Raw genomic sequence first — 22661 nt, 5'->3', positions numbered from 1 at the left:
CGACGGTCGAGGGGGCCGTCAGTGGGGGGTGTGAGGTTCGGGGTCCTTCAGGGGGAGGAGCGCGGGGTCGCCCAGGTAGGCGATCAGCACGTCGCGCCAGGCGGCGCGCTGTCCGGCGCGTTCGGCCGCCGTGATCGAGGGCTCGAAGATCCGGCCGTGCGGCTGGGCCTCGACCACCTCTTCGAGCGAGGACCACAGCCCCTGGGCGACGCCCGCCAGATAGGCGGTGCCGCGCAGGCTCGCGGTGGCGGAGTCGGAGACCCGCTCCAGCGGCAGACCGGTCAGATCGGCCTGGATCCGCATGAGGGGGTCGCTTCCGGAGACCCCGCCGCCGACCCGGAGCCGGGTGAACGGCGTGCCCATGGTGTCGGCGACGCCGTCGATCAGGTCGCACACGGAGTGCGCGATGCCCTCCAGCACGGCGCGCGCGAGGTCGGCGCGGGTGGTGGCCAGGGTGAGCCCGGTGAGGGAGGCGGTGGCCTCCGGGTGCCAGACCGGCGTACGGACCCCGGCGAGCGCCGGGACGAAACGTGGGGTGCGGCCCGGCCGGGTGGGGACCCGGCCCGCCTCCTCACCGAGCTCCTTCGGCGATGCGAACAGCCCCAGGTCGTCACAGAGCCAGCGCAGCGCCGAACCCGCCGTGGAGGTGTAGGCCTCCAGGCTGTAGTGGCTGATATCGCCCTGCCGCCGGCCGGGCTGGGCGAGCACCCCGGAGATGTCCGGCCGGGGCAGGGCGGGCGTGGTGCCGGTCGCCGCGTCGACGAAGGCGCCGGTCCCGTACACGCACATGCCCTGCCCGGCGGCGAGGCCGCCGAGCGCGACGAGTGCGGCGTGCTGGTCGCCCATGGAGGCGGCCAGCGGGACGGCGATGCCGAGGGCCGCCGGGTCGGTCGTACCGAATCCGGCGTCGTCGGAGCGGAGCTCCGGCAGCAGGTCGAGGGGGAAGCCGAGATGGTCGATCCACTCCTCGTCCCAGGCGTGCCGCTCCAGCAGATAGCCCCCGGTGGAAGCGGCGTTGGTCGGGGTGGTGGCGTGCACGGCGCCGCCGGTGAGGCGCCAGATCAGCCAGGTGTCGACGGTGCCGAAGAGCAGCCGGCCGTCTCGGTGTGCGGCGGCCACCTCGGGGTGTCCGGCGATCTGTCGGGCGGCCCAGAGGAACGGGGCGCGGGCGCCGACCGGCCGGCCCTGGCGGGCCAGCAGCGCGGCGTCCCACTCGGCCTCGTACGAGGTGAGCTCGTGTGCGTACCGCCGGTCCTGCCACACCACCGCGGGCAGCAGCGGCTGCCCGGTGACCCGGTCCCACAGCATCGCGGTGGCCCGCTGGGTGGAGAGCGCGACCGCGGTGATCTCGATGCCCTCCTCGCGGGCCCGGCCGACGGCCCGGCGCGCCACCTCGACGGTGGCGGTCCAGATCTCCATCGGGTCCTGCTCGACCGAGAGGTCGTCCGGATGGCTGACCCTGATCGACCGGTAGAACACCTCGTGCGCGGCGCCCGAGTCGAGAACGACTCCGGCCCTGGTGCCCGTGGTGCCCTCGTCGATGGACAGCACGCCGCGCCGTGGGGCGGCGCCGGGGAACGTCTGCGTCATTGCAGCCCTTTCATCGCGAGCATCGCGAGCTGTGCGGAGGGATACGACAGGGGGAGGGGACCATCGTGTGGTGCGACAGGCCCGGCGGCGCGTCAGCGCGCGGTCGCGGAACGGGCGGTTCGCTCCTCGGCGGCGTCACGGTCCTGCCCGACGGCCTCGTCGGGGGACGCGGCCTTCGTCGGGTCCCACTTGATCGCCAGACAGGTGATCAGTCCGAGCAGCGGTACGACGGAGAGCACCAGGAAGGTGTCGGCGAGTCCGAGCGAGTCCTTGATCTGCGGGAAGACGTACAGCCCGACGACACTGCCGAAGCTGCCGACCATCCCGGTGACCCCGGTGCCGAGCGCGCGGACGTCACTGCTGTACGAGAGCGCGGCGATGGACTTGCCGTTGGCGCCGGGGCCCGACGAGTGGCACAGGATGAACAGGACCGGCAGCAGGAACGCCACGGCCGTGGGCACCTTCTCGAAGGTCAGCCCCATCGCGAGCAGCGCGACGAAGACCCCCGCGAAACCGGCGGCGGAGCTGAGCCGGAGCCCGAGCCGGCGGCCGAAGTACGCGGACAGCAGGCCGCCCGCGATACCGAAGGCGTTGAAGACCATCGAGCCGATGGTGGCCTTCTCGAAGCTCTCGCCGAAGATCGTCAGGCTGATCAGCGGGAGATACCAGCCGACTGCGAAGTACTGCATCGACTGTCCGAGCGAGATCACGGAGGAGAGGATCGTGCGCGGCAGGTACTCGCCCTTGAAGAGCAGCCCGGCCTGGCGGAAGCCGATGGCGGGTGCCTCGGTGGCGGCGCGGGTCGCCTCGTCGGGCCTGCCGGCGACGGCCTCGATCCGGTAGATCTTGTCCAGGTTGACGACGGCCTCGTCCAGCCGGCCCTTGCTCGCCAGCCAGGTGGGGCTCTCCTTGAGCATCAGCCACTGGCCCACGAGCAGCGCGGCGGCGACGACCGCGGCCGAGCCGACCGACCAGCGCCAGATGTCCGCGCCGACGTCCAGATTGAAGAAGAGCAGGGCGAGTGCGAGGTTGCTGGTGGTGGCGACGTACCAGACGGCCTGCCACAGATTCAGCCGGCCGCCCAGCTTCGCGGGCGTGTACTCGGCGAGCAGCGCCATCGCGACCGCGAAGTCGATGCCGTATGCGACACCCACCAGTACCCGGCCGAGCCAGACGACGGTGAAGTCACCGGCGAAGGCGGCGAGCAGGGCGCCCCCGATGGCGAACACCTTCGCGATGAGCAGCGGGGGAACGCGGCCGATCCGGGTGGCGAGCCAGCCGCCGAACGGATTGAAGATGATCGCCAGGGCCGGAGCGGTGGCCGTGAGGATCGAGACCTGGGTGCTGGTCAGCTCCATCTGGGACGTCATCGGTCCCAGACCGGCGCTCAGCGCGGCATTCGAATAGGCGTCGAGAAACAGCCCGCCGAACACGAGAAACCAGATGACTTGCGCCCGGCCGGTGATCTTTCCCAGCCCATCGATGAGCGCAACGACGTCGGCGACGCCTTTGACGCTCGGACGTTGTGCCATGAATCCGCCTTCGAGGAAGACCCATCGGCGGCACGGGGAGCACAAAAAAACAGGCATGACGAAACCACCGACAGGTGGTCTATGTCTGTGCCTGTCAAAACACTGCGGAAAGCGCCGCAGCACGTGAACTGCAAAGAATGCGAACTACGCAGTGAGGTTAAGAACGAGTCAGGAGAAACGTCAAGGGTTTCCGGCAGGTTACCTAAACGTGACGCGGGGCTGAGGGCTGTCTCGTAACCCCTGGTGGGTGCGCGACGGGAGGCGGGCGCCGGTACGCGGCAAGGCGGGGTGGTGCCTGGTCCGCACCTCCCCGCCGTCACGAAGTCCGTCAGCGGCCGGCCTGCAGCGCCGCCCAGGTGGCCGGCCCCGCGATGCCGTCGGCCGTGAGTCCCCGGCTCGTCTGGTAGCCGCGCAGCGCTGTCGCCGTCGCCGGGCCGAAGCTCCCGTCGATGTCCACGGTCGATCCGAGCGCCGCGGTCAGTGAGCGCTGGAGCCTCTTGACCGCCTCGCCCGATTCGCCCTGCTGGAGTGTCGTCGCCGCACCGGCCGACAGCAGCGCGGTCCAGGTCCTGGCTCCGACGACACCGTCGGCGTCCAGCCCATGGGCGGCCTGATACGCCGTCACCGCGCTCTGCGTGGCGGGGCCGAAGCTGCCGTCCACCGCGCCCGCCGGGTGTCCCTGCTCTCCCAGCAGCCGCTGAACGGCCTCGACCTGGGCACCCGTCGAGCCGCTGCGCTGGGTCGCGTACGCGGTGAAGCTCAGTCCGTCCCTGCTGTCGCCGCCACCGGTGGACCCGCCGACCAACTCCATGTAGCGCGTCCAGTCCCAGTACGGCCCGGGGTCGGTGTGGTCGTTGCCCGGTGCCTCGCTGTGCCCGATGATGTGCGCCCGGTCCTTCGGGATCCCGTACCGGTCGCACAGGTACTTGGTCAGGGCCGCCGACGAGCGGTACATCGTGTCCGTGAACCAGGACGGGTCGTCGATGAACCCCTCGTGCTCGATGCCGAGCGCCGAGGCGTTCGCGCTCCGCGCGTGGTACGCGGTGTCGCTGTCACGCACCATCTGGGTGATCTGACCGTCGGAGGAGCGCACCACGTAGTGCGCGCTCACCTCCGCCACCGGGTCCTGGAACCAGCTGATCGAGCCCGCGTACGAGCCCTGCGTGACATGGATGATCACCTTGTCGATCTTCGCCGAGCGGCCGACGGTGAAGTTGTTCGCGTCGGCCGGCACCCACAGCGCCGACGGATAGTCGGGGCTCTGGGTGCGCACCTCGGTGGCGGTGAGCGAACCCTTCTGGGGCGAGACGGGGCGGCCCGTCACCCAGATCCGCTCGCCGCCGGGGACGACGGCGTCGAGCCCGTCGGCCAGGAGGGTGTACACGGTGTCCGCGTAGAGGGCCGAGGCGGGCCCCTGCGTGCCGCTGTACCGGGCTACGGCCGGGTACCAGGCGTTGATGTCGTCGCGCTCCCGGGCGTCGAGGCCCAGAGAGTCCGCGTAGCCCCGCAGCACCGCGGCGCCGCCCAGGATGTTGGCCGCGGTGTCGCCGCGGAGGGCGGCCGCCGGCTTGCCGGTGAGAGCGGCGGCCCGCTCCAGCGTCCGGTTCAGGGGGTTGCTCACCAGATGCATCACTCCGTAGCCGTTCGCCTGGCTGGGGCGCCCGGAGTGGCCGTCGAGACGGGTCTCGCCGTATCCGACGGCGGCGAGCAGATCACGCGGTACGTCGTACTTCGCGGCCGCGCGTGCGAACGCCCGGTTCATGGGACGGTCGTCGGGCTGAGCGGCGAAGGCCGGGGTGCCTGCCGCGGCCAGCGCCGTGACGGTGAGGGCCGCTAGGACGGATGCGCGTGCCCTTGTGTGGACGGCTGCTCGTCTGGGCATACCTGCTCCTGCTCTGTGGGGGAGAAGAACGGCCCCCGGGCCCGAGTGGGGTGGGCCGAGGGGCCGAAGCCCGCACAGCGTATCGATGTGTTCAGGGCATGACAATCATTTGTGGGTGTGTCGAACTTCCTTTCACCCGGACGGAGTTGGACCGCACGCCGGGGCCCGCCCGACGACCCGGGCCGGTGCGTTGTCCTACCAGCGATCGCGGTGGATGACGTCCGCCACGGGACGACGGCCGACCGGACCGAAGTTGCCCTGCGGCCGGCCGGCCGGCTGACCGGAACGGCGGCGAAGGTGTGCATGTCCTCGGGAATGCCGAGGGCCTCCTTCCACTCCTGCTCCGGCATCAGGTGCCAGATGGTGATGTTCGCCACGAGCCCCGGGGCGCGGGCGGCGAGCAGGATGTTCCGCACACCCGGATGGACGCAGGAGCCCTCGGCGAGCGCCTGGAAGCGTGTCCCGGTGTTCGTCATGTGCGCGGTACCGGCCGGACCGAGCGCCTGCGCGGAGGCCAGGAGCCCCTCCTCGTCCAGACGCGGCTCCGGGAACCGGTAGCAGGGCACGATCAGCGCGGGTGTATCGGCGAAGTGGTCTCGCTGGTACTCGATCGCGGCGACCATCCGGCCGTACGCCGCGTCGTCCATGCCCTTGGGCGCGTACTTCCCGGTCGTCGCCATGGTGGTCGGCCCGGGAACGACGCGAGGGTGGGGCCGACCGGCGGCCGGCCGGCCCCACCCCACGGCCCGCGGCGTTCGCGCGGGCCCGGCGGTCAGTGCCCGTTGTTGCTCCGGGCGTTGACGTCCACCCGCACGACCTGCGGGTCGTGGTCGCTCGCCTGGTCGGCGAACTCCGCGTTGATGTGCACCACGTCGTAGTCGAAGCGACGGATGCCGGGGCTGGTCAGGATGTGGTCCAGCGTCTGCGAGTTGCCCTCGTACACATAGCTGTACTGCTCGCTCGCGGGCAGCGTGGTGATCAGCGGCTTGAGCACCTTGCCGCTGGTCAGCGCGTCCATCGTCGAGGAGAAGGCGAAGTCGTTCAGGTCGCCGAGCGTGATGACGCGGGCCGAATCGTCCGCGGCCAGCAACGACTTGACGAAGGTGTTCACCTCCGTCGCCTGCTTCACACGCTTCGTCTCGGAGCTGCGCTTCGGCTCCTGGTAGCGGCCGTGCAGGGGCTGGTCGCCGCCCTTGGACGTGAAGTGGTTGCCGATGACGAAGACCGGCTTTCCGTGGAAGCGGAACTCTCCGACGAGCGGCTTGCGGCTGTCCGCCCACGCGTCGCTGGTCGGGGTGATACGGCCGGGCGACGCCGAGAGGGTCACTCCCTTCTTCGTCTTCACCGCGGTCACGGCGGTGGTCGCGTCGCCGCCCGCGCGGTCCACGAAGTCGACCCTCTCGGGGTTGAAGAGGAAGACGTTGCGGATGTTGCCGCCGGGTTCGCCGCCGTCCTTGTTGTTCTCGGGGGCGATGTACCGCCACGCGTACCGGGGACCGCCCGCGGCGACGATCGCGTCGGTGAACCGCTTCAGCGTCGCCTCGGAGCCGACCGTGCCGTCGTTCACCGCACCGTTGTCGTCCTGGATCTCCTCCAGCGACACGATGTCCGGGGAGGAAAGGTTGACCGCGACGCCCTTGGCGAGGGTGTCGAACTTGGCCTGCTCGTCCAGCGCGTCCAGGTTCTCCACGTTGTACGTGGCGACGGCGAGCTCGTTGCCCTTCTGCTTCCGGGTGACCTCGCGCTGCAGGTGGTTGTCGGTGAGCGTGCCGAGTTCGGTGGCCTGGAGGTTGTAACCGCCGAACGACGCGTAGTCCATGACACCGGTGGTCGCGCCGGACAGCACGTCGCCCACGTCGGCGACGGGGACCGGCTCGGCCGGGTGGAGCGACATCACCTTGATACGGCCGGTGTTCTGGTCGTTGTACGAGGAGTACAGCGTGCCGCCCCGCCCGGTCCGGTTCTCGTCCGGCTTGACGGTCACCCAGACCTCGTCGTACGCGGTCGTCGCACCCGTCACCCGCGTGTCGGAGATCTGGACGCGGGTGCCTTCGAGCGACTCGTAGAGGTCGAGGGCGTACGCCGAGGGGTCGAGGGCCAGCGAATCGATCGAACCGCCGGCCGCCGAAGGGGCGTAGGTGTCCGGTACCGAGGCCGCGTCGAGCACGACCGGGGCCGGCAACGCGTTGCCCGAGGACAGGACCGTCGTCTTCGGAGCGGTGATCTCGGTGATCGACTGGGTGGTCGTCGACGGGTAGTACTCGTCCACCTTGCCGCTGACCAGCACCGAGTCGCCCACGGCGACCTCCGGAGCGGTGGAGCCGGTGAAGACGAACACGCCTTCGCTGGTACGGGGGTCCGCGTCCGGCGCGGTGTCCTGGATCCAGAAGCCGCGGGAACCGGTGGTCCGTACGCCGGTGACGATGCCGGGGACACCGGTCACCTGCCGACCCTTCAGCGGAGACACCCGGGTGGTGCCCTGGATGTCGTGGATCCGGACGGTGCCGGGTTCGGTCGGGCCGCCGGGGTCCACCGGGCCGGAGCCGCCGGATGTCTCGCCGGCCGAGTTGACCGGCGTCGGGGCACCGGCGGTGAAGTCGGCGGCGTTGTCATCGGTGTCGGCGAGGGACGCACCGCGGGCCACCGAGAAGGTGTTGGACGCCCCCGCGGCCGGACCGCTGCCCTCCCGTACGACCGCGGAGCCGTAGCCGACGAGGTCCACGATCCGGGTGTCGGCCGCGCAGTCGGCAGCAGTCTTGCAGGTCAGCGGGGTCGTGCCGGAGACGAGCGCGACGGTTCCGCCGCCGGCCGCCATGGCGACCGTGCCGGTGGCGTCCGGCGTCGGCAGCGCGACGGTGCCGCCGGTGCCCGCGGCCTCGGCGACGAGATAGCGGCCACCGGGGGCGATGGAACCGGTCAGCGCGGAGACCTGCCACAGCGATCCGGCGGAAGGGGCGGCGGGCAGGTACTGGACGCTGAATCCGGTCAGGTCGTAACCGGCGGAGCCGGCGTTGGCCAGCTCGATGAAGTCGCGGCTGAGTGTGGCGCCCGAATTGCCCCCACCGCCGTACACCTCGGAGATCACGGCGGTCGAGGACGGAGCCGCGAATGCGGCGGGCAGCGCGGTGGCCGAGAGTGTGACGGCGACGGCGCCGGCCAGCAGAACGGAACGGGGTCTGGATATGTGCACGGTGAGTTGCTCCCGAAGTGTGGTGAGGGCAAAAGCTATGCGCGTAGAACCGGCCGTGACAAGACATCAGAAGTTAATTCCAGAAATCGCTCCGACGGCAGGGAAGCGTTGTGGGGAAGCGGCGAGGGGTGGGAGGCGCCGGGGCGCGGGGGTGTCTTCCGGCCTCCCTCGGCAGATGGTGGCCGCCCACCGGGGGTCCGGCTCGTGGCGGGTCCGGTGGCTCCGACTCGACGTGCAACCTTAGGGTGGAGAGGAGGGCAGGGGAGCGAGCGGGTGAGGGTGGTCCCGATGGCGGCGACGGACCCGATATTCAGGGCGCTCGCCGATCCGAGCCGCCGGGAGCTCCTCGACCGGCTCGATGCGCGGGGCGGCCAGACCCTGCGCGGGCTGGGCGAGGGCCTGGGCATGAGCCGGCAGGCGGTGAGCGAACATCTGGCGGTGCTGGAATCGGCGCTGCTGGTCACGGTCGTGCGCCGGGGGCGGGAGAAGCTGCACTACCTCGACCCGGTGCCCATCCAGGAGGTTGCCGACCGCTGGACCGACCGGTACGGACGCCACCGTCCGGCCGCACCGTCGCGCCTTGAGCAGAGCCGGGAAGGAACGGTCATGGGCAAGCCCGAGTTCGTCTACGCCATCTACATCCAGACCACCGCCGAGCATCTCTATCAGGCGCTGACCGACCCCGAGTCCATCAAGATCTACATGGGTGGATACGGCCCCGAGTCGACCTGGGAGGTCGGCGCGCCGGTGCGGTGGAAGATGGATCCGGACGGTGAGTTCGAGGAGGTCGGCCAGCGCGTCCTGGAGGCGGAGCCCGGTAGGCGGCTCTCGTACACCTGGCACACCTTGCAGCCCATGCACCGTCAGATGTTCGACTTCGCCTCGGACGAGGAGTGGGAGAAGGCCGTCCGGGAGCGGTCGAAGGTGACCTTCGACATCGAGCCCGCCGACGAGCCCGAGCTGGGTATCAGGCTGACGGTCACCCACGACGGGTTCGACAGCCCGGACAGCAGGATGCTGGAGGGTGTCAGCGACGGCTGGATCGCGATCCTCTCCTCGCTCAAGACCCTTCTGGAGGGCGGGAGGTTCCTCGACGAGCCGGCCTGACGCCGAGGTGCTCCGGCATCGGTTCCGTTCCGGCGTGTCCGCCATGGGGCCGCTGAACGAGGAGCGCCCCCGACGGGCCCGGCCTCGACACGGAACCGCCCGAAGGCGTCCTTGCCGAGGACGAGACCGAGGGGGGCGAAGAGCCGCCGCGCCCGCGTCGATGGACTCGCCCGGCGCGCTCGGCTGAGGAGCCGTCCATGGAACGGGCGGCCCGTCGGACGGCCGGTGCGTTCGGAACCGGCCGGCGTCCCCTGTCGGAGGATCAGGCTCCGGGCACGCGGTCGAGGAAGCCGCTGACCGAGGTGATGCGTCCGTCCTCGGCGAGGGTCAGCACGTCCGACCCGGCGACGGGCGCCGAGCCGTCGGCGGTGGAGACCAGTTCCCAGCTGAAGCGCACGATGTCGTGGTGCCCGTCCGGGGTGCCGGTCGGGCGGAACTCGAAGCCGGGGAACTGCTGGTGGGCTCCGTTGATCGTGGCCGTGAGCTCCTCGTGGCCGCGCACGTCCGCCAGCGGGTCGGTGTAGGTGGCGCTCTCCGTGAAGGCGGCCGCCACGGCCTTCTCCAGGTCCTCGGGGGTGGCCGCGTTCCAGGCGACGAAGTAGCGCTGAACGGCGTCCTCGTATGCGGTCATCGTGCTGTCCTCTCCTCGCGTCCCGACCCCTGGGGCCGGGCTCCCGTGTGCAGGTGAGGAACACGATGTCCGATGGCACGGAATGCGTCGATTACCTCCGAGGTCATGGTCCGGGGCTCGTAGGTGAGGTGTCACATCGCGGCAGGGCGGACGCGAGGAACTGCGGGTGCGGTGCGCGAGGGTGCCGCCGCACAAGGGTTCCGGTGCGCAGAAGTGCCGATGTGAAAAGGGGCGGTGCGCAACTCCCCCGGCGCGAGAGTGTGTTGGCGCGGCGGGGCACGGAGCGGCACGGAGCGGCACGGCTCGGCACGGCGCGGCACGGAGCGGCACGGCGTGGCGGCGCGGCGGAGCGGGCGGAGACGGAGTGGAGCGGGCGGAGGTGGAGCCTCCTCAGACCTGGCTGTTCGGGACCACGTGCATGGCCGCTTCCTCGGCCGATGCCGCCGCTCCGTCGATCCCGACGTCCTCGGCCGTCAGGGTGTCCGGCTCGTTGATGTCCAGCTGCCGGGTGAGCCGGCCGGCACGTACCGTACCGACCTCCCCGTCCCACAGTTCGCCGTCACCGTCGGAGAGATCGCCCAGGCCGTCGCCGGTGATCTCGGACACCTCGGGCAGCTCCCGGGCCAGGCGGCTCTCCAGTGGCTCGCCGCTGTGCTGCTCGGCGGCTGTGGTGCCCTGGTCCTCCACCGCCCATGGCCGCTCGGGCGGGGAGTAGCCCTCGTCGAGCAGATCGGTCAGGCCCCGGTTGTCCAGGGTGTCCTCGATGTCGAGCTGCTCGGTGAGGTCGGAGGCCTCAGGCTGCTGGGGCTGGTAGACATCGTCTCCCATGTCGGCATCCTTCATGGTGTGTCCCTTCCCGGCTCCTGGGTCCCGGTCACGCATGTCGCGCACGTGAACCGGGGGAAAGGGGGCGTATCTGTACCGTGTGCCCGATCGCCGTCGAACCGCCCGTATGGCTTCAGGATAAGTGGACCGGGCATGAGCCCGCAGCCGTGGGCCGTCGGCCGGGCACGACGGGCCGGTCCGAGGGACGATGGAAGGTGCAGGAGAACGAGGAAGGCGCGGGCGGACCTCGTCCCGCGCCGTCCGTATCGGGAGAACCGCGATGGATTACCCGGAGAGCTACCAGTTGGTATTTCAGGCGTCGGCCGTCGAGGACGACACGGTGACCGTCCGGCGTACGGAACAGTCGGGCGCGGGCGGGTATCCGATCTACGAGGACGAGACCGGAATCGTGCGCGCGGAGATCAGTGACCGCGGGGAGGTGCGCATGATCGCCAGCGGCGGACACCAGGTGCTGGGCACCCCGCTGGTGGTGCGGGAGCCGACCACCTGAATGTTCGTGCGGGGGTGTGGTGTCAGCCCTCGGTCCAGCCGTGGTTCTTGGCGAACTGCAGCAACCCGCCCCGGATCTGCAGAATCTGAGCACCCGTCAGTGAGGGGGCCGACTCCAGCAGGACATCGGTCACCGCCCTCGTGTACTCGGCCGCGCTGAGCACGTCGCACAGCGTGTCGTCGTCCACGGATCCGGAGATGCCGACCGCGGCCGGCCGCGGGGGAGTCAGCGGCCTTCCGTCGGGGCCCTCGGCGAGCCGGACGGACGACGCCTTCAGCCCCCGGTCACCGTCCTCGATCTCGAACTCGACCGCCGTGCCCGTGTGCACATAGGACTCGGGGATCAGCATGTCGTTGACATGGAGGAACACATCCTCACCGCCGTGATCGGGAGCGATGAAGCCATATCCCCGTGCGCTGTCGAACCGCACCACGCGACCGGAAACCACACCAACCCCCAAGGAAGAACCGGGCCCCATGCCCCTCGCCACACATGGCTCGACCGGAGAATAGCCCCGTGCGGTCGGGCCGCGCGACCGGATCCCGGTAATCGCGGCGGGCTCACCTGAGCCTGCGGTCGGGCGGCGGCGCGGTCCCGGAGGCCAGCGGGGAGCGGGCCAGCTCGGCACAGCCCACCGTGATCAGGGCGATCGCGACCAGTTCGGGCAGCACCCACCACCCGGTGCGCAGCTCCTCGCCGAAGAGCGTCACCCCGTAGAGGACGCTGATCAGCGCGTCGCCGAGGGTCAGCGGCGGCTGGACGGCGACCAGCATGCCGGCCTGGAGGGCGTTCTGGAGGAGGAACAGCGAGCCCACTCCGGCCACGGCGGTGGCGTACAGCTGCCAGGACGTGAAGAGCGCCGCCGCTCCGCCGCCCCCTTCGAGCCGCGCCATGGCGTCCTTCATGAGCGCGGCCGTGAGCGCGTACCCGCAGGCCGCGGCGAGGCCGAGCAGCGCGCCCCGGGGGTTGCCGCGCGTGCTCAGGGCCGCACCGATCAGCACGGCCTCGAAGATGCCGGTCAGGATGAGTGCGGGCACCCAGACGGCGCCGTGCACGGACGTGACGCCGCCACCCGGTGCCGCCGAGGCCATGCCCAGGGCCAGCCCCAGGGTCACCGCCGCCACCGCGTACCAGAGCGACCGTGGCAGCCGGACCCGCATGACGAACCCGGCCATCAGCAGCGTGGCCGGCAGTTCGATCACGAAGATCGGCTGGACCACGGCGATCGGACCGGTGGCCAGCGCCACGGCCTGACAGACGGCCGCGACGATCACCAGGCCGATCCCGGCGAGCCACACCCGCCGCCGCAGCAGATGCCCGATCAGTGCCAGACGCATCGCCTCGCTGTCGGGGACGGTGCGGGCGGCGCGGCGCTGGAGGACGGAGGCCGCGCCGTTGCTGAAAGCGGTCAGGACGGCGAACAGGACACTGATCACCCACCCATGATGCGGGCGGCGGGCCCGCGATCCCGGGTCCTGCGGTCCGGCGGCATGGCGGGACGCAGGGGCCGGGTCCCGGGCAAGATGCGGACCGAAGTCGTCCGCGATTGCACGTAGCGTGCCATGCATGTCAGCGAAGAAGAACCCCGTCACGCCCGCCGTGCTCTCCCCGCGCGCGCTGGGCCGTGCCACGCTGGAACGCCAGCTGCTGCTGCGCCGGGCCACGATGTCCGCGAAGGGCGCCGTCGAGCATCTCGTCGGTCTCCAGGCGCAGAACACCAAGCCGCCCTACTACCAGCTCTTCGCCCGCCTCGACGGATTCGACCCGGCCGAGCTCGCCGGGCTGATGGAGTCCCGCGAGGTGGTGCGCATCGTCACCTTGCGCTCCACCATCCACCTGCACACCGCAGCCGACGCGCTCACCCTGCGCCCGCTGGTCCAGGCGGCGCGCGACCGGGAGCTCAGGACGTTCCGCAAGGGGCTCGTCGGAGTGGACCCGGACCGGCTCGGCGCGATCGCCAGGAAGGCCGTCGAGGAGCGGCCCCGCACCCCTCGGGAGATTCGTGAGGCACTGCTCGCCGAGTGGCCCGACGCCGACCCGCAGTCCCTGGGGGTGGCCGCCCGCTGTCTGCTGCCGCTGGTCCAGGTCACCCCGCGCGGGGTGTGGGGCAGGAGCGGAGAGGTCGCGCTGACCACCGTCGAACACTGGCTCGGCAGGCCGTCCGGGCCGGTGCCCGCACCCGACGCCACCGTGCTTCGCTACCTCGGCGCCTTCGGGCCCGCCTCCGTCCGGGACATGCAGGCATGGGCCGGACTGACCCGGATGCGCGAGGTCTTCGAGCGGCTGCGGCCACAGCTCATCACCTTCCGGGACGAGAACGGCGTCGAGCTCTTCGACCTGCCGGACGCCCCGCGCCCCGACGAGGACACCCCCGCCCCGCCGCGCTTCCTGCCCGAGTTCGACAATGTACTGCTGGGCCACGCGGACCGTTCACGCGTGATCCCGCCGCGGTACCGGGGGCGCAACGGGAACGGAAACCAGGCGTACGGCACCGTGCTGGTCGACGGATTCCTCGCCGCGGTCTGGCGGTTCGGCGACGGGTCCGGGGCCCGGTCCGGTTCCGGGACACGTTCCGATTCCGGCCCGGCGGCGGCCCTGACCGTGCAGCCGCTCGGCCGGCTGAGCCCGGCCGAGCGCGACGCCGTCACCGACGAGGCCGTACGGATGCTCTCCACCATGGCGAGGGCCGGGACGAACGCGGTCACCGACGCGAACGGATACGACATCCGGTTCGCGACGTTCGTCGACTTCGGGCCCTGAGCGGCGAACGGTGCGCGACCCGTGGCACGACGGCCGCGGTCCGGCCCCGCGCACCCGCCCCTTACGGCAGCAGCCCCGCGCGCCGCGCCGCCACCACCGCCTCCAGACGGGTGTGCGCCCCCAGTTTGCGCATCGCCGAACGCAGATACCCCTTCACGGTCTCCGGCCGCAGCCCCAGCCGCTCCGCCGCCACCGCGTTCGTCGCACCCGCGGCCACACACGCCAGCACGTCCACCTCGCGCGGTGCCAGGTGCACCTCGCAGGGTTTCGGAGCACGGGCCCCGGCCGCCGAGGCGAGCCGCCCGCACACCGCGAGCAACTCGTCGCGCAATGCCGGGTCGATGACCTTCGGGACCAGCGCGCGCAGCTCGCGATGGGCCTCGCGGACGTCCTCCCAGGCCCCCGGCGCGGCCCTCGGGTCCGTGACCTGCTCCCGTGTCACGGCCAGCAGCTGCTGCACCTCGTCGCGTACGACCAGGGCCTGCTCCACATCACGGGCGGCGGCGACCGCCGCGTCGAACGTACGGTCCCCGAGCGTGACCGGCTCGCGCAGCGCCCCGTACAGCACGCCGCGCACCCTGCGCCGCACGACGACGGGCACCGCGACCACCGAGCGCAGCCCCTCCGCGGCGACCGCCATGTCGTACTCGTGGCTGATGTGGCGCGAGGAGCGGTAGTCGGTCACCGCGCACGGCCGGGACAGGGCGATCGACTTGCCGCCCAGCCCACTGCCCGCCGAGATGACGAGCCCGCGCAGGGCGCCGGTCTGCGCCCCGTTCAGCTCGGCGATCCGGGCATGGCGGGCATCCGAGAGCAGCCCGCCGAAGGCCACGGGCACCCCGCTGGTCCGGCGCAGCCGCAGCAGCGCCGCTTGCATCTCCACCGCATCGACGGATTCCGGCACGCTGACGCCCTTCTGCCCGGCTCCCGGGGCCCGGCAGCCCCCGGACAGGCACTGAAGACCTCGGCCGGGCCAGGATCCTCGGCAGCCTTCCGGCTGCACCCCCGTTCGGGGGTGGTGAGACCTCGGTCACTGTTTACATGATGTTAAACGACCGGTCCGCAATGAGGAGGGCACATGTCGGCAACCAGCGCGACGGAGAAGTTCCGGGCCGCCCGGGACTTTCTGCTGCGGCACCGCGAGGACTACCACGCCGCCTACGAGGGCTTCCGCTGGCCGCGGACGGAACACTTCAACTGGGCACTCGACTGGTTCGACGCCATCGCCGAGAACAACGACCGCACCGCCCTGCACATCGTGGAGGAGGACGGCGGCCGTACCGAGGTGTCCTTCGCGCGGATGTCCGCCCGCTCCAACCGGGCCGCGAACTGGCTGCGTGCCCAGGGGGTACGGGCCGGGGACCGGATCCTCGTCATGCTCGGCAACCAGGTCGAGCTGTGGGAGACCGCCCTCGCCGCGATGAAGCTGCGCGCCGTCGTCATCCCCGCGACCCCCCTCCTCGGCCCGGTCGATCTGCGCGACCGGGTGGAACGCGGCCGGGTCCGGCACGTTCTGGTACGGGACACCGACACCGCCAAGTTCACGGAAGTGCCCGGCGACTACACCCGGATCGCCATCGGCGCGGACGTGCCCGGCTGGCTGTCCTACACCGGTGCCGACGCGCAGCCGGAGACCTTCGAGGCGGACCGGGAGACGGACGCCGACGAGCCGCTGATGCTGTACTTCACCTCCGGCACGACCGCCAGCCCCAAGCTCGTCGAGCACACCCACGTCTCCTACCCCGTGGGTCATTTGTCGACGATGTACTGGATCGGCCTCAAGCCCGGGGACGTCCACCTCAACATCTCCTCGCCCGGCTGGGCCAAGCACGCCTGGTCCAACCTCTTCGCACCCTGGAGCGCCGAGGCGACCGTCTTCATCTTCAACTACACCCGCTTCGACGCGGGCCGGCTGATGGCCGAGATGGACCGCTCGGGCGTCACCAGCTTCTGCGCCCCGCCCACCGTCTGGCGGATGCTCATCCAGGCCGACCTCTCCCAGCTGAAGACCCCGCCGCGCGAGGTCGTCGCGGCCGGTGAGCCGCTGAACCCGGAGGTCATCGAGACGGTGCGACGCACGTGGGGCGTCACCATCCGGGACGGCTTCGGCCAGACCGAGACCGCCGTCCAGGTCGCCAACACCCCCGGTCAGCTGCTGAAGGCCGGCTCGATGGGACGGCCCAGCCCCGGTTTCAGGGTCGAGCTCCTCGATCCGGTCACCGGCGAGCCGGGCGCGGTCGAGGGCGAGATCTCCCTCGATCTGTCCGCGCGTCCGGTGGGTCTGATGACCGGGTACCACGGCGACCCGGACCGGACCGCCGAGGCCATGGCGGGCGGCTACTACCGCACCGGTGACATCGGCTCCCGCGACGAGGACGGCTACATCACCTACGTCGGCCGGGCCGACGACGTCTTCAAGGCGTCGGACTACAAGATCTCGCCGTTCGAGCTGGAGAGCGCCCTGCTGGAGCACGAGGCGGTGGCCGAGGCCGCGGTGGTGCCGGCCCCCGATCCGGTACGGCTCGCGGTGCCGAAGGCGTACGTCGTGCTCGCGGAGGGCTGGGAGCCCGGACCCGACACGGCGAAGGTGCTGTTCGAGCACTCCCGCGCGGTTCTCGCCCCGTACAAGCGGATCCGGCGGCTGGAGTTCGCCGAGCTGCCCAAGACCGTCTCCGGCAAGATCCGCCGCATCGAGCTGCGCGAGCGCACGGCCCGCGGCACCGGCACCGAGTACGACGAGGGGGATCTGCGATGAGCGAGCTGTCCTACGCGCACGGCACCGGGACCACGGCGCTGCTCGACGACACCATCGGACGCAATCTGGACCGCGCCGTCGAGGCGGTCGGCGAGCGTGAGGCGCTCGTCGACGTCGTGTCCGGACGGCGTTGGACGTACTCGGAGTTCGGCGCGGCCGTCGACGAGCTGGCCCGTGCGTTGATGGCGTCGGGGGTGGCCAAGGGGGACCGGGTCGGCATTTGGGCGATCAACTGCCCCGAGTGGGTGCTGATGCAGTACGCCACCGCCCGCGTCGGAGCCGTCATGGTCAACGTCAACCCGGCCTACCGGGCGCACGAGCTGGAGTACGTCCTGAAGCAGGCCGGGATCTCGATCCTGGTCGCCTCGCTCTCGCACCGCAGCAGTGACTACCGCGCGCTGGTCGGGCAGGTCCGTGCCGACTGCCCCGCCCTGCGCGCCGTGCACTACATCGGCGACCCGAGCTGGGACGAGCTGCTGGCCGCGGCGGGATCGGTCACGGTCGAACAACTCGCCGCCAGGGAAGCAGAGCTGTCCTGCGACGACCCGATCAACATCCAGTACACCTCCGGTACCACCGGCTTCCCGAAGGGCGCCACCCTCTCCCACCACAACATCCTCAACAACGGCTACTTCGTGGGGGAGCTGGTCGCCTACACCGAACAGGACCGGGTCTGTCTGCCCGTCCCCTTCTACCACTGCTTCGGCATGGTCATGGGGAATCTCGGCATCACCTCGCACGGTGCCTGCATCGTGATACCGGCCCCGGCATTCGAGGCCGCCGCCGTGCTCGCAGCCGTTCAGCAGGAGCGCTGCACCTCGCTGTACGGCGTCCCCACGATGTTCATCGCGGAGCTGAACCTGCCCGACTTCGCCTCCTACGACCTCTCCTCGCTGCGCACCGGCATCATGGCCGGGTCGCCGTGCCCGGTCGAGGTGATGAAGCGGGTCGTCGCCGAGATGCACATGGACGAGGTGTCCATCTGTTACGGCATGACGGAGACCTCGCCGGTCTCCACCCAGACCCGTCGCGACGACGACCTGGAGCGCCGCACCGGTACCGTCGGCCGGGTCATGCCGCACCTCGAGGTCAAGATCGTCGATCCGGTGACCGGCGTGACCCTGGAGCGTGGTTCGGCGGGCGAACTCTGCACCCGCGGCTACAGCGTGATGCTCGGTTACTGGGAGGAGCCCGAGCGCACGGCGGAGGTGATCGACGCGGGCCGCTGGATGCACACCGGGGATCTCGCCGTGATGCGGGAGGACGGCTACGTGCAGATCGTCGGCCGGATCAAGGACATGATCATCCGTGGTGGCGAGAACGTGTACCCGAGGGAGGTGGAGGAGTTCCTCCACCGGCACCCGAAGGTCGCGGACGTACAGGTGGTGGGTGTACCGGACGACACGTACGGCGAGGAGGTCCTGGCCTGCGTCATCCCGAGGGACCCGGCGGACCCGCCGACTCTGGAGGAGGTGAGGGACCACTGCCACGGACAGTTGGCGCACTACAAGATCCCGCGCCGCCTGCAGATCCTGGAGAGCTTCCCGATGACGGTCAGCGGGAAGGTCCGGAAGATCGAACTGCGGGAGGTCTACGGCCGCCAGGCCCCACCGTCCGGATCAGGGCATCTCGGCGAGGGGCACGCGAGCCCGGCCTGACCCGAACGACGGGCCCCGGGTGTGTGCATGGAGATCCCCCGTGGCGTCGTCAGGCGGCCTCGATGATGTCGCCGGCGACGCCCCGGGTCGCCGCCGCCCATTCGATCAGCAGTACCTCGTAGGCGGCGGACTCCACGGAGGACCAGTCCTGGCCGGCTCGCGCGTCGACCAACGCCCGTATCGCCTCGTTCGCCTGGGCGGCGGACGGGGACACAGGTCGGGTGGTGTGCAACGGGTCGGTGGGTGGCATGTGCCGTGGAGTTAAAGCCATGCCCCTACCTTAAGGCCCGCCACCGACAAGAGACCGAACATTTGTGGCCCCTGGCCCGAACGTGACCGATTGCACTCACTGTTGCCGGTCGGTTCCGCTGGGGAGCGGTCCGTGTGCGGCGTGCGGGATCTCGCGTCGCATGCAGACCCTGGGCCAGCGGTCCAGGCCGTGTTCGGCCTCCTCCGCCCTGATCTTCCGCAGGCCGTCGGTGAGTTCGGCGTCCATGAGCACGCGGAAGCCGAGCCGGGTGTAGTACGGGGCGTTCCACGGGACGTGGGAGAAGGTCGTCAGTGTGAGCGCGTCCAGTCGCCGGCCGGCGGCCCACTCGGCGAGGTGGTCGATGAGCGTGCTGCCCAGACCGCGTCGTGCGGCGGAGGGATGGACGGACACCTGCTCGATGTGGGCCGCGCCCTCGACCGGGTCGGCGATCAGATAGCCGACCGGGCGGTCGCCGGCGTCGACGGCCACCCAGGCGCGGCCGGCCCGGCGGTAGTCGTCCAGCAGGTCGAGCGCCGGCGGGTCGTCGTCCGCGATGGCGGACATGCCGAGCGCGCGGAACGGTTCACCGGCGGCGCGCTCGATGTCCTGCAGCAGTGGAAGGTCGGAGCGGCGGGCGGTACGGATACGCATGCGGCCAGTATGGCGCTCCGTAGAACGCGCGGACCGACCGGCGCATGCGGGTGCCGCGCCCGGTGCCGGTGGGTCTCAGGCGCCGGTGCTGATCAGCTCGTCCGCGGGGCTGTTGACCGGCCGCGGCGTTCCCGCCGGGTCCAGCGCGAAGAGCGGCATGCCGAGGCCGTCCGCGCGTGCCCGGGCGTCCTGCGCGTAGCCCGCGAGTGAGAAGAACACGCTGGTGACGGACGTGGTGAGCGCGTTCAGCCAGAGGCACTCGACATCGCGCAGAGCGGTCGGGAGGGGGGCGGTGTCGACCTGGACGATCAGCCCGGTGGCCCGCAGGTCTATCCGGTCCGGGGAACGGTCCGCCGGCCGCAGGACATCGCGGTAGCCCAGCCACTTCAGATACCGGGCGGCGCTCGCGACCGCCTCGTGCGCCGTATGGATGGGCAGGGGCCGGAACGCCGGCCGGGGCGGCGGCGCCGTACGCGGCAGCGGAATGTGTGCGGGACGGTCGGGCCGGGACCGGTCGGCCGGGGCGGGGCCGTCGCCCTCGGCCGACGGACGCACCGGTATCCGCAGCACGGCCCCGCACGGGCAGCACAGCTCCGGCTGCGGCCACTGGTCGTGGCGCCCGCAGGTACGACAGCGCACCGTCACCCAGTCGTCGATCCAGGTGCGGTGCGTGATCGGTACGACCGGGGCGCCGTGCAGCACGGGCGGTGAGGTCGGCGCACCGCACGGGCAGGGGTAGGCCGGCGGGCCGTACGTGTGGTCGCGGCGGCAGGCCGGGCAGCGTACCGGCACCGACTCCACCATGATCTCCCTCCGGCCCGCGCGCCCCTGCGACCGGACACCTCGGCACACCGGAACGCGCCGGCGGCGACCGATACGGGCCGGCTCCGCTCCGTCCCCCCATGGTCCACCAGGAGCGAGGTCCCGGGGAGCGACTTGGCCGACTTCGCGGCCCTGTGCGCGCAGGGGTCCGGTCGCCCGGACTCCCTTGACGGTCGCCCGACCGCGCTTTAGATTTACTTCCGTATAACAGAATCAACTTTCCGTAATGCGGAATTGGTGCTCTCAGGTGGCGCGACAGAGCCCGAATCCACCAGGTCCGAGCAGGAGCACTCAATGCCTCGAATGACCGCTGCCCGAGCGGCAGTTGAGATCCTCAAGCGCGAAGGCGTCAGCAACGCCTTCGGTGTGCCGGGTGCGGCGATCAACCCCTTCTACGCGGCCCTCAAGGCCTCCGGCGGGGTTCATCACACGCTCGCCCGCCATGTCGAGGGCGCCTCCCACATGGCGGAGGGCTACACCCGCGCGCGGCCGGGCAACATCGGCGTCTGCATCGGCACGTCGGGGCCGGCCGGCACCGACATGATCACCGGCCTCTACTCCGCCATCGCCGACTCCGTCCCGATCCTCTGCATCACCGGCCAGGCCCCGACCGCCGTGCTTCACAAGGAGGACTTCCAGGCGGTCGACATCGCCTCGATCGCGGCGCCCGTCACCAAGGCCGCGACGACCGTCCTCGAAGCCGCCCAGGTCCCGGGCGTCTTCCAGCGGGCCTTCCATCTGATGCGCTCCGGCCGTCCCGGCCCGGTCCTCATCGACCTGCCCATCGATGTCCAGCTCACCGAGATCGAGTTCGACCCCGACCTGTACGAGCCGCTGCCGGTGCACAAGCCCGCCGCGACCCGCAAGCAGATCGAGCGCGCGGTGGAGATGCTGAACGCGTCGGAGCGTCCGCTGCTCGTCGCGGGCGGCGGCGTCATCAACGCCGACGCATCCGAACTCCTCGTGGAATTCGCCGAACTGACCGGGGTTCCGGTCGTCCCGACCCTGATGGGCTGGGGCATCATCGCCGACGACCACGAGCTGAACGCGGGCATGGTCGGCCTGCAGACCTCGCACCGCTACGGCAACGCGAACTTCCTGGAGTCCGACTTCGTCCTCGGCATCGGCAACCGCTGGGCCAACCGCCACACCGGCAAGCTCGACGTCTACACCCGGGGCCGCACCTTCGTCCATGTGGACATCGAGCCCACCCAGCTCGGCAAGATCTTCGCGCCCGATCTCGGCATCGCCTCCGACGCCAAGGCCGCGCTGGAGCTGTTCGTCGAGGTGGCGCGCGAGCTGAAGGCGGCCGGACGGCTCAAGGACCGCTCGGAGTGGGCCGCTTCCACCCAGGAACGCCGGGCCACGCTGCAGCGCCGCACGCACTTCGACAACGTGCCGCTGAAGCCGCAGCGGGTGTACGAGGAGATGAACCGGGCCTTCGGTCCCGAGACCCGGTACGTCACCACGATCGGCCTCTCCCAGATCGCCGGTGCGCAGATGCTGCACGTCTACCGGCCGCGCCACTGGATCAACTGCGGCCAGGCGGGCCCGCTCGGCTGGACCATCCCGGCCGCGCTCGGCGTCGCCACCGCGGACCCGGACGGTTCCGTCGTCGCGCTCTCGGGCGACTACGACTTCCAGTTCATGCTGGAGGAGCTGGCGGTCGGCGCGCAGCACCGGATCCCGTACGTCCATGTCCTGGTGAACAACTCCTACCTGGGGCTGATCCGCCAGGCACAGCGCAACTTCGACATCGACTTCCAGGTCAACCTGGAGTTCGAGAACCTCAACTCGCCGGAGCTCGGTGTCTACGGCGTCGACCACGTCAAGGTCGTCGAGGGCCTGGGCTGCAAGGCCATCCGAGTCACCGAGCCGGACCGGCTGCTCCCGGCCTTCGAGGAGGCGAAGAAGCTGGCCGCGGAGTTCCGGGTGCCGGTGGTGGTCGAGGCGATCCTGGAGCGCGTGACGAACATCGCGATGAGCGGTACGGACATCGCGTCCGTCAACGAGTTCGAGGACATCGCGACGGAGCCGTCCCACGCCCCGACCGCGATCCGCCCGCTCGCGGCCTCCTGACCGCACGCCGGTCCGTCCGTGGCCCCCGCCCCCGGGAATAGGGGACGGGGGCCACAGGCATGAGACCCGGCTCGTCCTTCTCCGCCGGCGCGCGAGAACGGAACCCGCTGCGGGCGGGGACCGGCGGGCCGGGGGACCGGGAAGTGAACGGGCTCGCGGACTGCGGGATCGGGGCGTGGACGAGCGTGCCGAGTCCGAGTCCGGGGCCGGGGTGTGGCGAAGGGCGCGTGGCGAGGGGCGCGTGGCGAGGGGCGCGTGGCGAGGGGCGCGTGGCGAGGGGCGCGTGGCGAGGGGCGCGTGGCGAGGGGCGCGTGGCGAAGGGCGCGTGGCGAGGGGCGCGTGGCGAAGGGCGCGTGGCGAGGGGCGTGCGGCCGGCGGAGCGGAACACGAGGAAGGGCGCGGAGTACGGGACCGTATC

The 22661-nt window shown here is 71.0% G+C and carries 18 protein-coding genes and 1 pseudogene; 6 read left to right on the top strand and 13 right to left on the bottom strand.

The window, feature by feature from the left end:
• Positions 1–18: 18 nt before the first annotated feature.
• The 5 genes and pseudogenes from ACIQCZ_RS14615 to ACIQCZ_RS14595 form a co-directional block, all read right to left on the bottom strand.
• The gene (locus ACIQCZ_RS14615) at positions 19–1590 is read right to left on the bottom strand and encodes an FGGY family carbohydrate kinase (protein ID WP_402282441.1); all 1572 of its coding nucleotides are present in this window, start codon (positions 1588–1590) and stop codon (positions 19–21) included.
• 92 nt (positions 1591–1682) lie between these two features.
• The gene (locus tag ACIQCZ_RS14610) at positions 1683–3122 is read right to left on the bottom strand and encodes an MFS transporter (protein ID WP_402282439.1); all 1440 of its coding nucleotides are present in this window, start codon (positions 3120–3122) and stop codon (positions 1683–1685) included.
• A gap of 328 nt (positions 3123–3450) precedes the next feature.
• On the bottom strand, positions 3451–5004 hold the full coding sequence (locus ACIQCZ_RS14605; protein WP_402282438.1) for a peptidoglycan-binding protein: 1554 nt from the start codon (positions 5002–5004) through the stop codon (positions 3451–3453).
• 195 nt (positions 5005–5199) lie between these two features.
• Positions 5200–5684, bottom strand: a pseudogene (locus ACIQCZ_RS14600) (nitroreductase); the annotation flags it as partial.
• Positions 5685–5776: 92 nt separating this feature from the next.
• Positions 5777–8194, bottom strand: coding sequence for an endonuclease/exonuclease/phosphatase family protein (locus ACIQCZ_RS14595; RefSeq protein ID WP_402282436.1), 2418 nt, complete (start codon positions 8192–8194; stop codon positions 5777–5779).
• Between the two features lie 288 nt (positions 8195–8482).
• On the opposite strand from ACIQCZ_RS14595, the gene ACIQCZ_RS14590 reads away from it, so the two are divergent.
• A complete protein-coding gene (locus tag ACIQCZ_RS14590) occupies positions 8483–9301 on the top strand; it encodes an ArsR/SmtB family transcription factor (protein WP_402282434.1) in 819 nt (272 codons plus the stop codon).
• 262 nt (positions 9302–9563) lie between these two features.
• Here ACIQCZ_RS14590 and ACIQCZ_RS14585 read toward each other — a convergent pair whose 3' ends face one another.
• Both ACIQCZ_RS14585 and ACIQCZ_RS14580 read right to left on the bottom strand, forming a co-directional pair.
• Complete coding sequence (locus tag ACIQCZ_RS14585; RefSeq protein ID WP_402282432.1) at positions 9564–9932, bottom strand: nuclear transport factor 2 family protein; 369 nt, start codon at positions 9930–9932, stop codon at positions 9564–9566.
• 390 nt (positions 9933–10322) lie between these two features.
• On the bottom strand, positions 10323–10775 hold the full coding sequence (locus tag ACIQCZ_RS14580; protein ID WP_402282431.1) for a DUF5709 domain-containing protein: 453 nt from the start codon (positions 10773–10775) through the stop codon (positions 10323–10325).
• Between the two features lie 262 nt (positions 10776–11037).
• Here ACIQCZ_RS14580 and ACIQCZ_RS14575 point away from each other — a divergent pair, with 262 nt between their 5' ends.
• Positions 11038–11268, top strand: a complete 231-nt coding sequence (locus ACIQCZ_RS14575) for a DUF6296 family protein (RefSeq protein WP_351073665.1) — start codon at positions 11038–11040, stop codon at positions 11266–11268.
• Positions 11269–11290: 22 nt separating this feature from the next.
• On the opposite strand, the gene ACIQCZ_RS14570 is transcribed toward ACIQCZ_RS14575, so the two are convergent.
• Positions 11291–11716 (bottom strand): cold-shock protein, encoded by a 426-nt coding sequence (locus ACIQCZ_RS14570; RefSeq protein WP_402282429.1) that lies wholly within the window; start codon positions 11714–11716, stop codon positions 11291–11293.
• Between the two features lie 112 nt (positions 11717–11828).
• The gene (locus tag ACIQCZ_RS14565; RefSeq protein WP_402282427.1) at positions 11829–12704 is read right to left on the bottom strand and encodes a DMT family transporter; all 876 of its coding nucleotides are present in this window, start codon (positions 12702–12704) and stop codon (positions 11829–11831) included.
• A gap of 130 nt (positions 12705–12834) precedes the next feature.
• On the opposite strand from ACIQCZ_RS14565, the gene ACIQCZ_RS14560 reads away from it, so the two are divergent.
• Positions 12835–14028 carry a winged helix DNA-binding domain-containing protein gene (locus ACIQCZ_RS14560; protein WP_402282426.1) on the top strand — a complete coding sequence of 398 codons (1194 nt, stop codon included), beginning with the start codon at positions 12835–12837 and terminating at the stop codon, positions 14026–14028.
• A 61-nt stretch (positions 14029–14089) separates the two neighbouring features.
• Here ACIQCZ_RS14560 and ACIQCZ_RS14555 read toward each other — a convergent pair whose 3' ends face one another.
• Entirely contained in the window at positions 14090–14932 is an 843-nt protein-coding gene (locus ACIQCZ_RS14555; protein WP_402282424.1) for a response regulator transcription factor, read from the bottom strand.
• A 174-nt stretch (positions 14933–15106) separates the two neighbouring features.
• On the opposite strand from ACIQCZ_RS14555, the gene ACIQCZ_RS14550 reads away from it, so the two are divergent.
• Positions 15107–16783, top strand: a complete 1677-nt coding sequence (locus ACIQCZ_RS14550) for an AMP-binding protein (protein ID WP_402282422.1) — start codon at positions 15107–15109, stop codon at positions 16781–16783.
• Positions 16780–18441 carry an AMP-binding protein gene (locus ACIQCZ_RS14545; protein ID WP_402282420.1) on the top strand — a complete coding sequence of 554 codons (1662 nt, stop codon included), beginning with the start codon at positions 16780–16782 and terminating at the stop codon, positions 18439–18441. The genes ACIQCZ_RS14550 and ACIQCZ_RS14545 overlap by 4 nt, the downstream gene beginning before the upstream one ends.
• Positions 18442–18490: 49 nt before the next feature.
• Here the strand turns inward: ACIQCZ_RS14545 and ACIQCZ_RS14540 are convergent, their stop codons facing one another.
• The 3 genes from ACIQCZ_RS14540 to ACIQCZ_RS14530 all read right to left on the bottom strand — a co-directional run bounded on the left by ACIQCZ_RS14540 (position 18491) and on the right by ACIQCZ_RS14530 (position 20143).
• Positions 18491–18712 (bottom strand): hypothetical protein, encoded by a 222-nt coding sequence (locus ACIQCZ_RS14540; protein WP_376216526.1) that lies wholly within the window; start codon positions 18710–18712, stop codon positions 18491–18493.
• 75 nt (positions 18713–18787) lie between these two features.
• Positions 18788–19342, bottom strand: a complete 555-nt coding sequence (locus ACIQCZ_RS14535; RefSeq protein ID WP_402282419.1) for a GNAT family N-acetyltransferase — start codon at positions 19340–19342, stop codon at positions 18788–18790.
• A gap of 75 nt (positions 19343–19417) precedes the next feature.
• Positions 19418–20143 carry a hypothetical protein gene (locus tag ACIQCZ_RS14530; RefSeq protein WP_402282923.1) on the bottom strand — a complete coding sequence of 242 codons (726 nt, stop codon included), beginning with the start codon at positions 20141–20143 and terminating at the stop codon, positions 19418–19420.
• A 324-nt stretch (positions 20144–20467) separates the two neighbouring features.
• Between ACIQCZ_RS14530 and gcl the strand changes: the two genes are divergently transcribed.
• Complete coding sequence (gcl, locus tag ACIQCZ_RS14525; protein ID WP_402282418.1) at positions 20468–22243, top strand: glyoxylate carboligase; 1776 nt, start codon at positions 20468–20470, stop codon at positions 22241–22243.
• Positions 22244–22661: the final 418 nt, after the last annotated feature.

Origin of the sequence: Streptomyces sp. NPDC093149 (assembly GCF_044754145.1) — a bacterium.
Lineage (GTDB): Bacteria > Actinomycetota > Actinomycetes > Streptomycetales > Streptomycetaceae > Streptomyces.
This window is presented reverse-complemented; position numbering and strand designations above follow the sequence as displayed.

Excerpts from the sequence above, each read along its gene's own strand:
- ACIQCZ_RS14590 (WP_402282434.1), top strand. The coding sequence starts at position 8,483 with ATGGCGGCGACGGACCCGATATTCAGGGCGCTCGCCGATCCGAGCCGC.
- ACIQCZ_RS14560 (WP_402282426.1), top strand. The coding sequence starts at position 12,835 with ATGTCAGCGAAGAAGAACCCCGTCACGCCCGCCGTGCTCTCCCCGCGC.
- ACIQCZ_RS14535 (WP_402282419.1), bottom strand. The coding sequence starts at position 19,342 with ATGCGTATCCGTACCGCCCGCCGCTCCGACCTTCCACTGCTGCAGGAC.
- ACIQCZ_RS14545 (WP_402282420.1), top strand. The coding sequence starts at position 16,780 with ATGAGCGAGCTGTCCTACGCGCACGGCACCGGGACCACGGCGCTGCTC.
- ACIQCZ_RS14575 (WP_351073665.1), top strand. The coding sequence starts at position 11,038 with ATGGATTACCCGGAGAGCTACCAGTTGGTATTTCAGGCGTCGGCCGTC.
- ACIQCZ_RS14615 (WP_402282441.1), bottom strand. The coding sequence starts at position 1,590 with ATGACGCAGACGTTCCCCGGCGCCGCCCCACGGCGCGGCGTGCTGTCC.
- ACIQCZ_RS14585 (WP_402282432.1), bottom strand. The coding sequence starts at position 9,932 with ATGACCGCATACGAGGACGCCGTTCAGCGCTACTTCGTCGCCTGGAAC.
- ACIQCZ_RS14610 (WP_402282439.1), bottom strand. The coding sequence starts at position 3,122 with ATGGCACAACGTCCGAGCGTCAAAGGCGTCGCCGACGTCGTTGCGCTC.
- ACIQCZ_RS14605 (WP_402282438.1), bottom strand. The coding sequence starts at position 5,004 with ATGCCCAGACGAGCAGCCGTCCACACAAGGGCACGCGCATCCGTCCTA.
- ACIQCZ_RS14550 (WP_402282422.1), top strand. The coding sequence starts at position 15,107 with ATGTCGGCAACCAGCGCGACGGAGAAGTTCCGGGCCGCCCGGGACTTT.
- gcl (WP_402282418.1), top strand. The coding sequence starts at position 20,468 with ATGACCGCTGCCCGAGCGGCAGTTGAGATCCTCAAGCGCGAAGGCGTC.
- ACIQCZ_RS14540 (WP_376216526.1), bottom strand. The coding sequence starts at position 18,712 with ATGGCTTTAACTCCACGGCACATGCCACCCACCGACCCGTTGCACACC.
- ACIQCZ_RS14580 (WP_402282431.1), bottom strand. The coding sequence starts at position 10,775 with ATGAAGGATGCCGACATGGGAGACGATGTCTACCAGCCCCAGCAGCCT.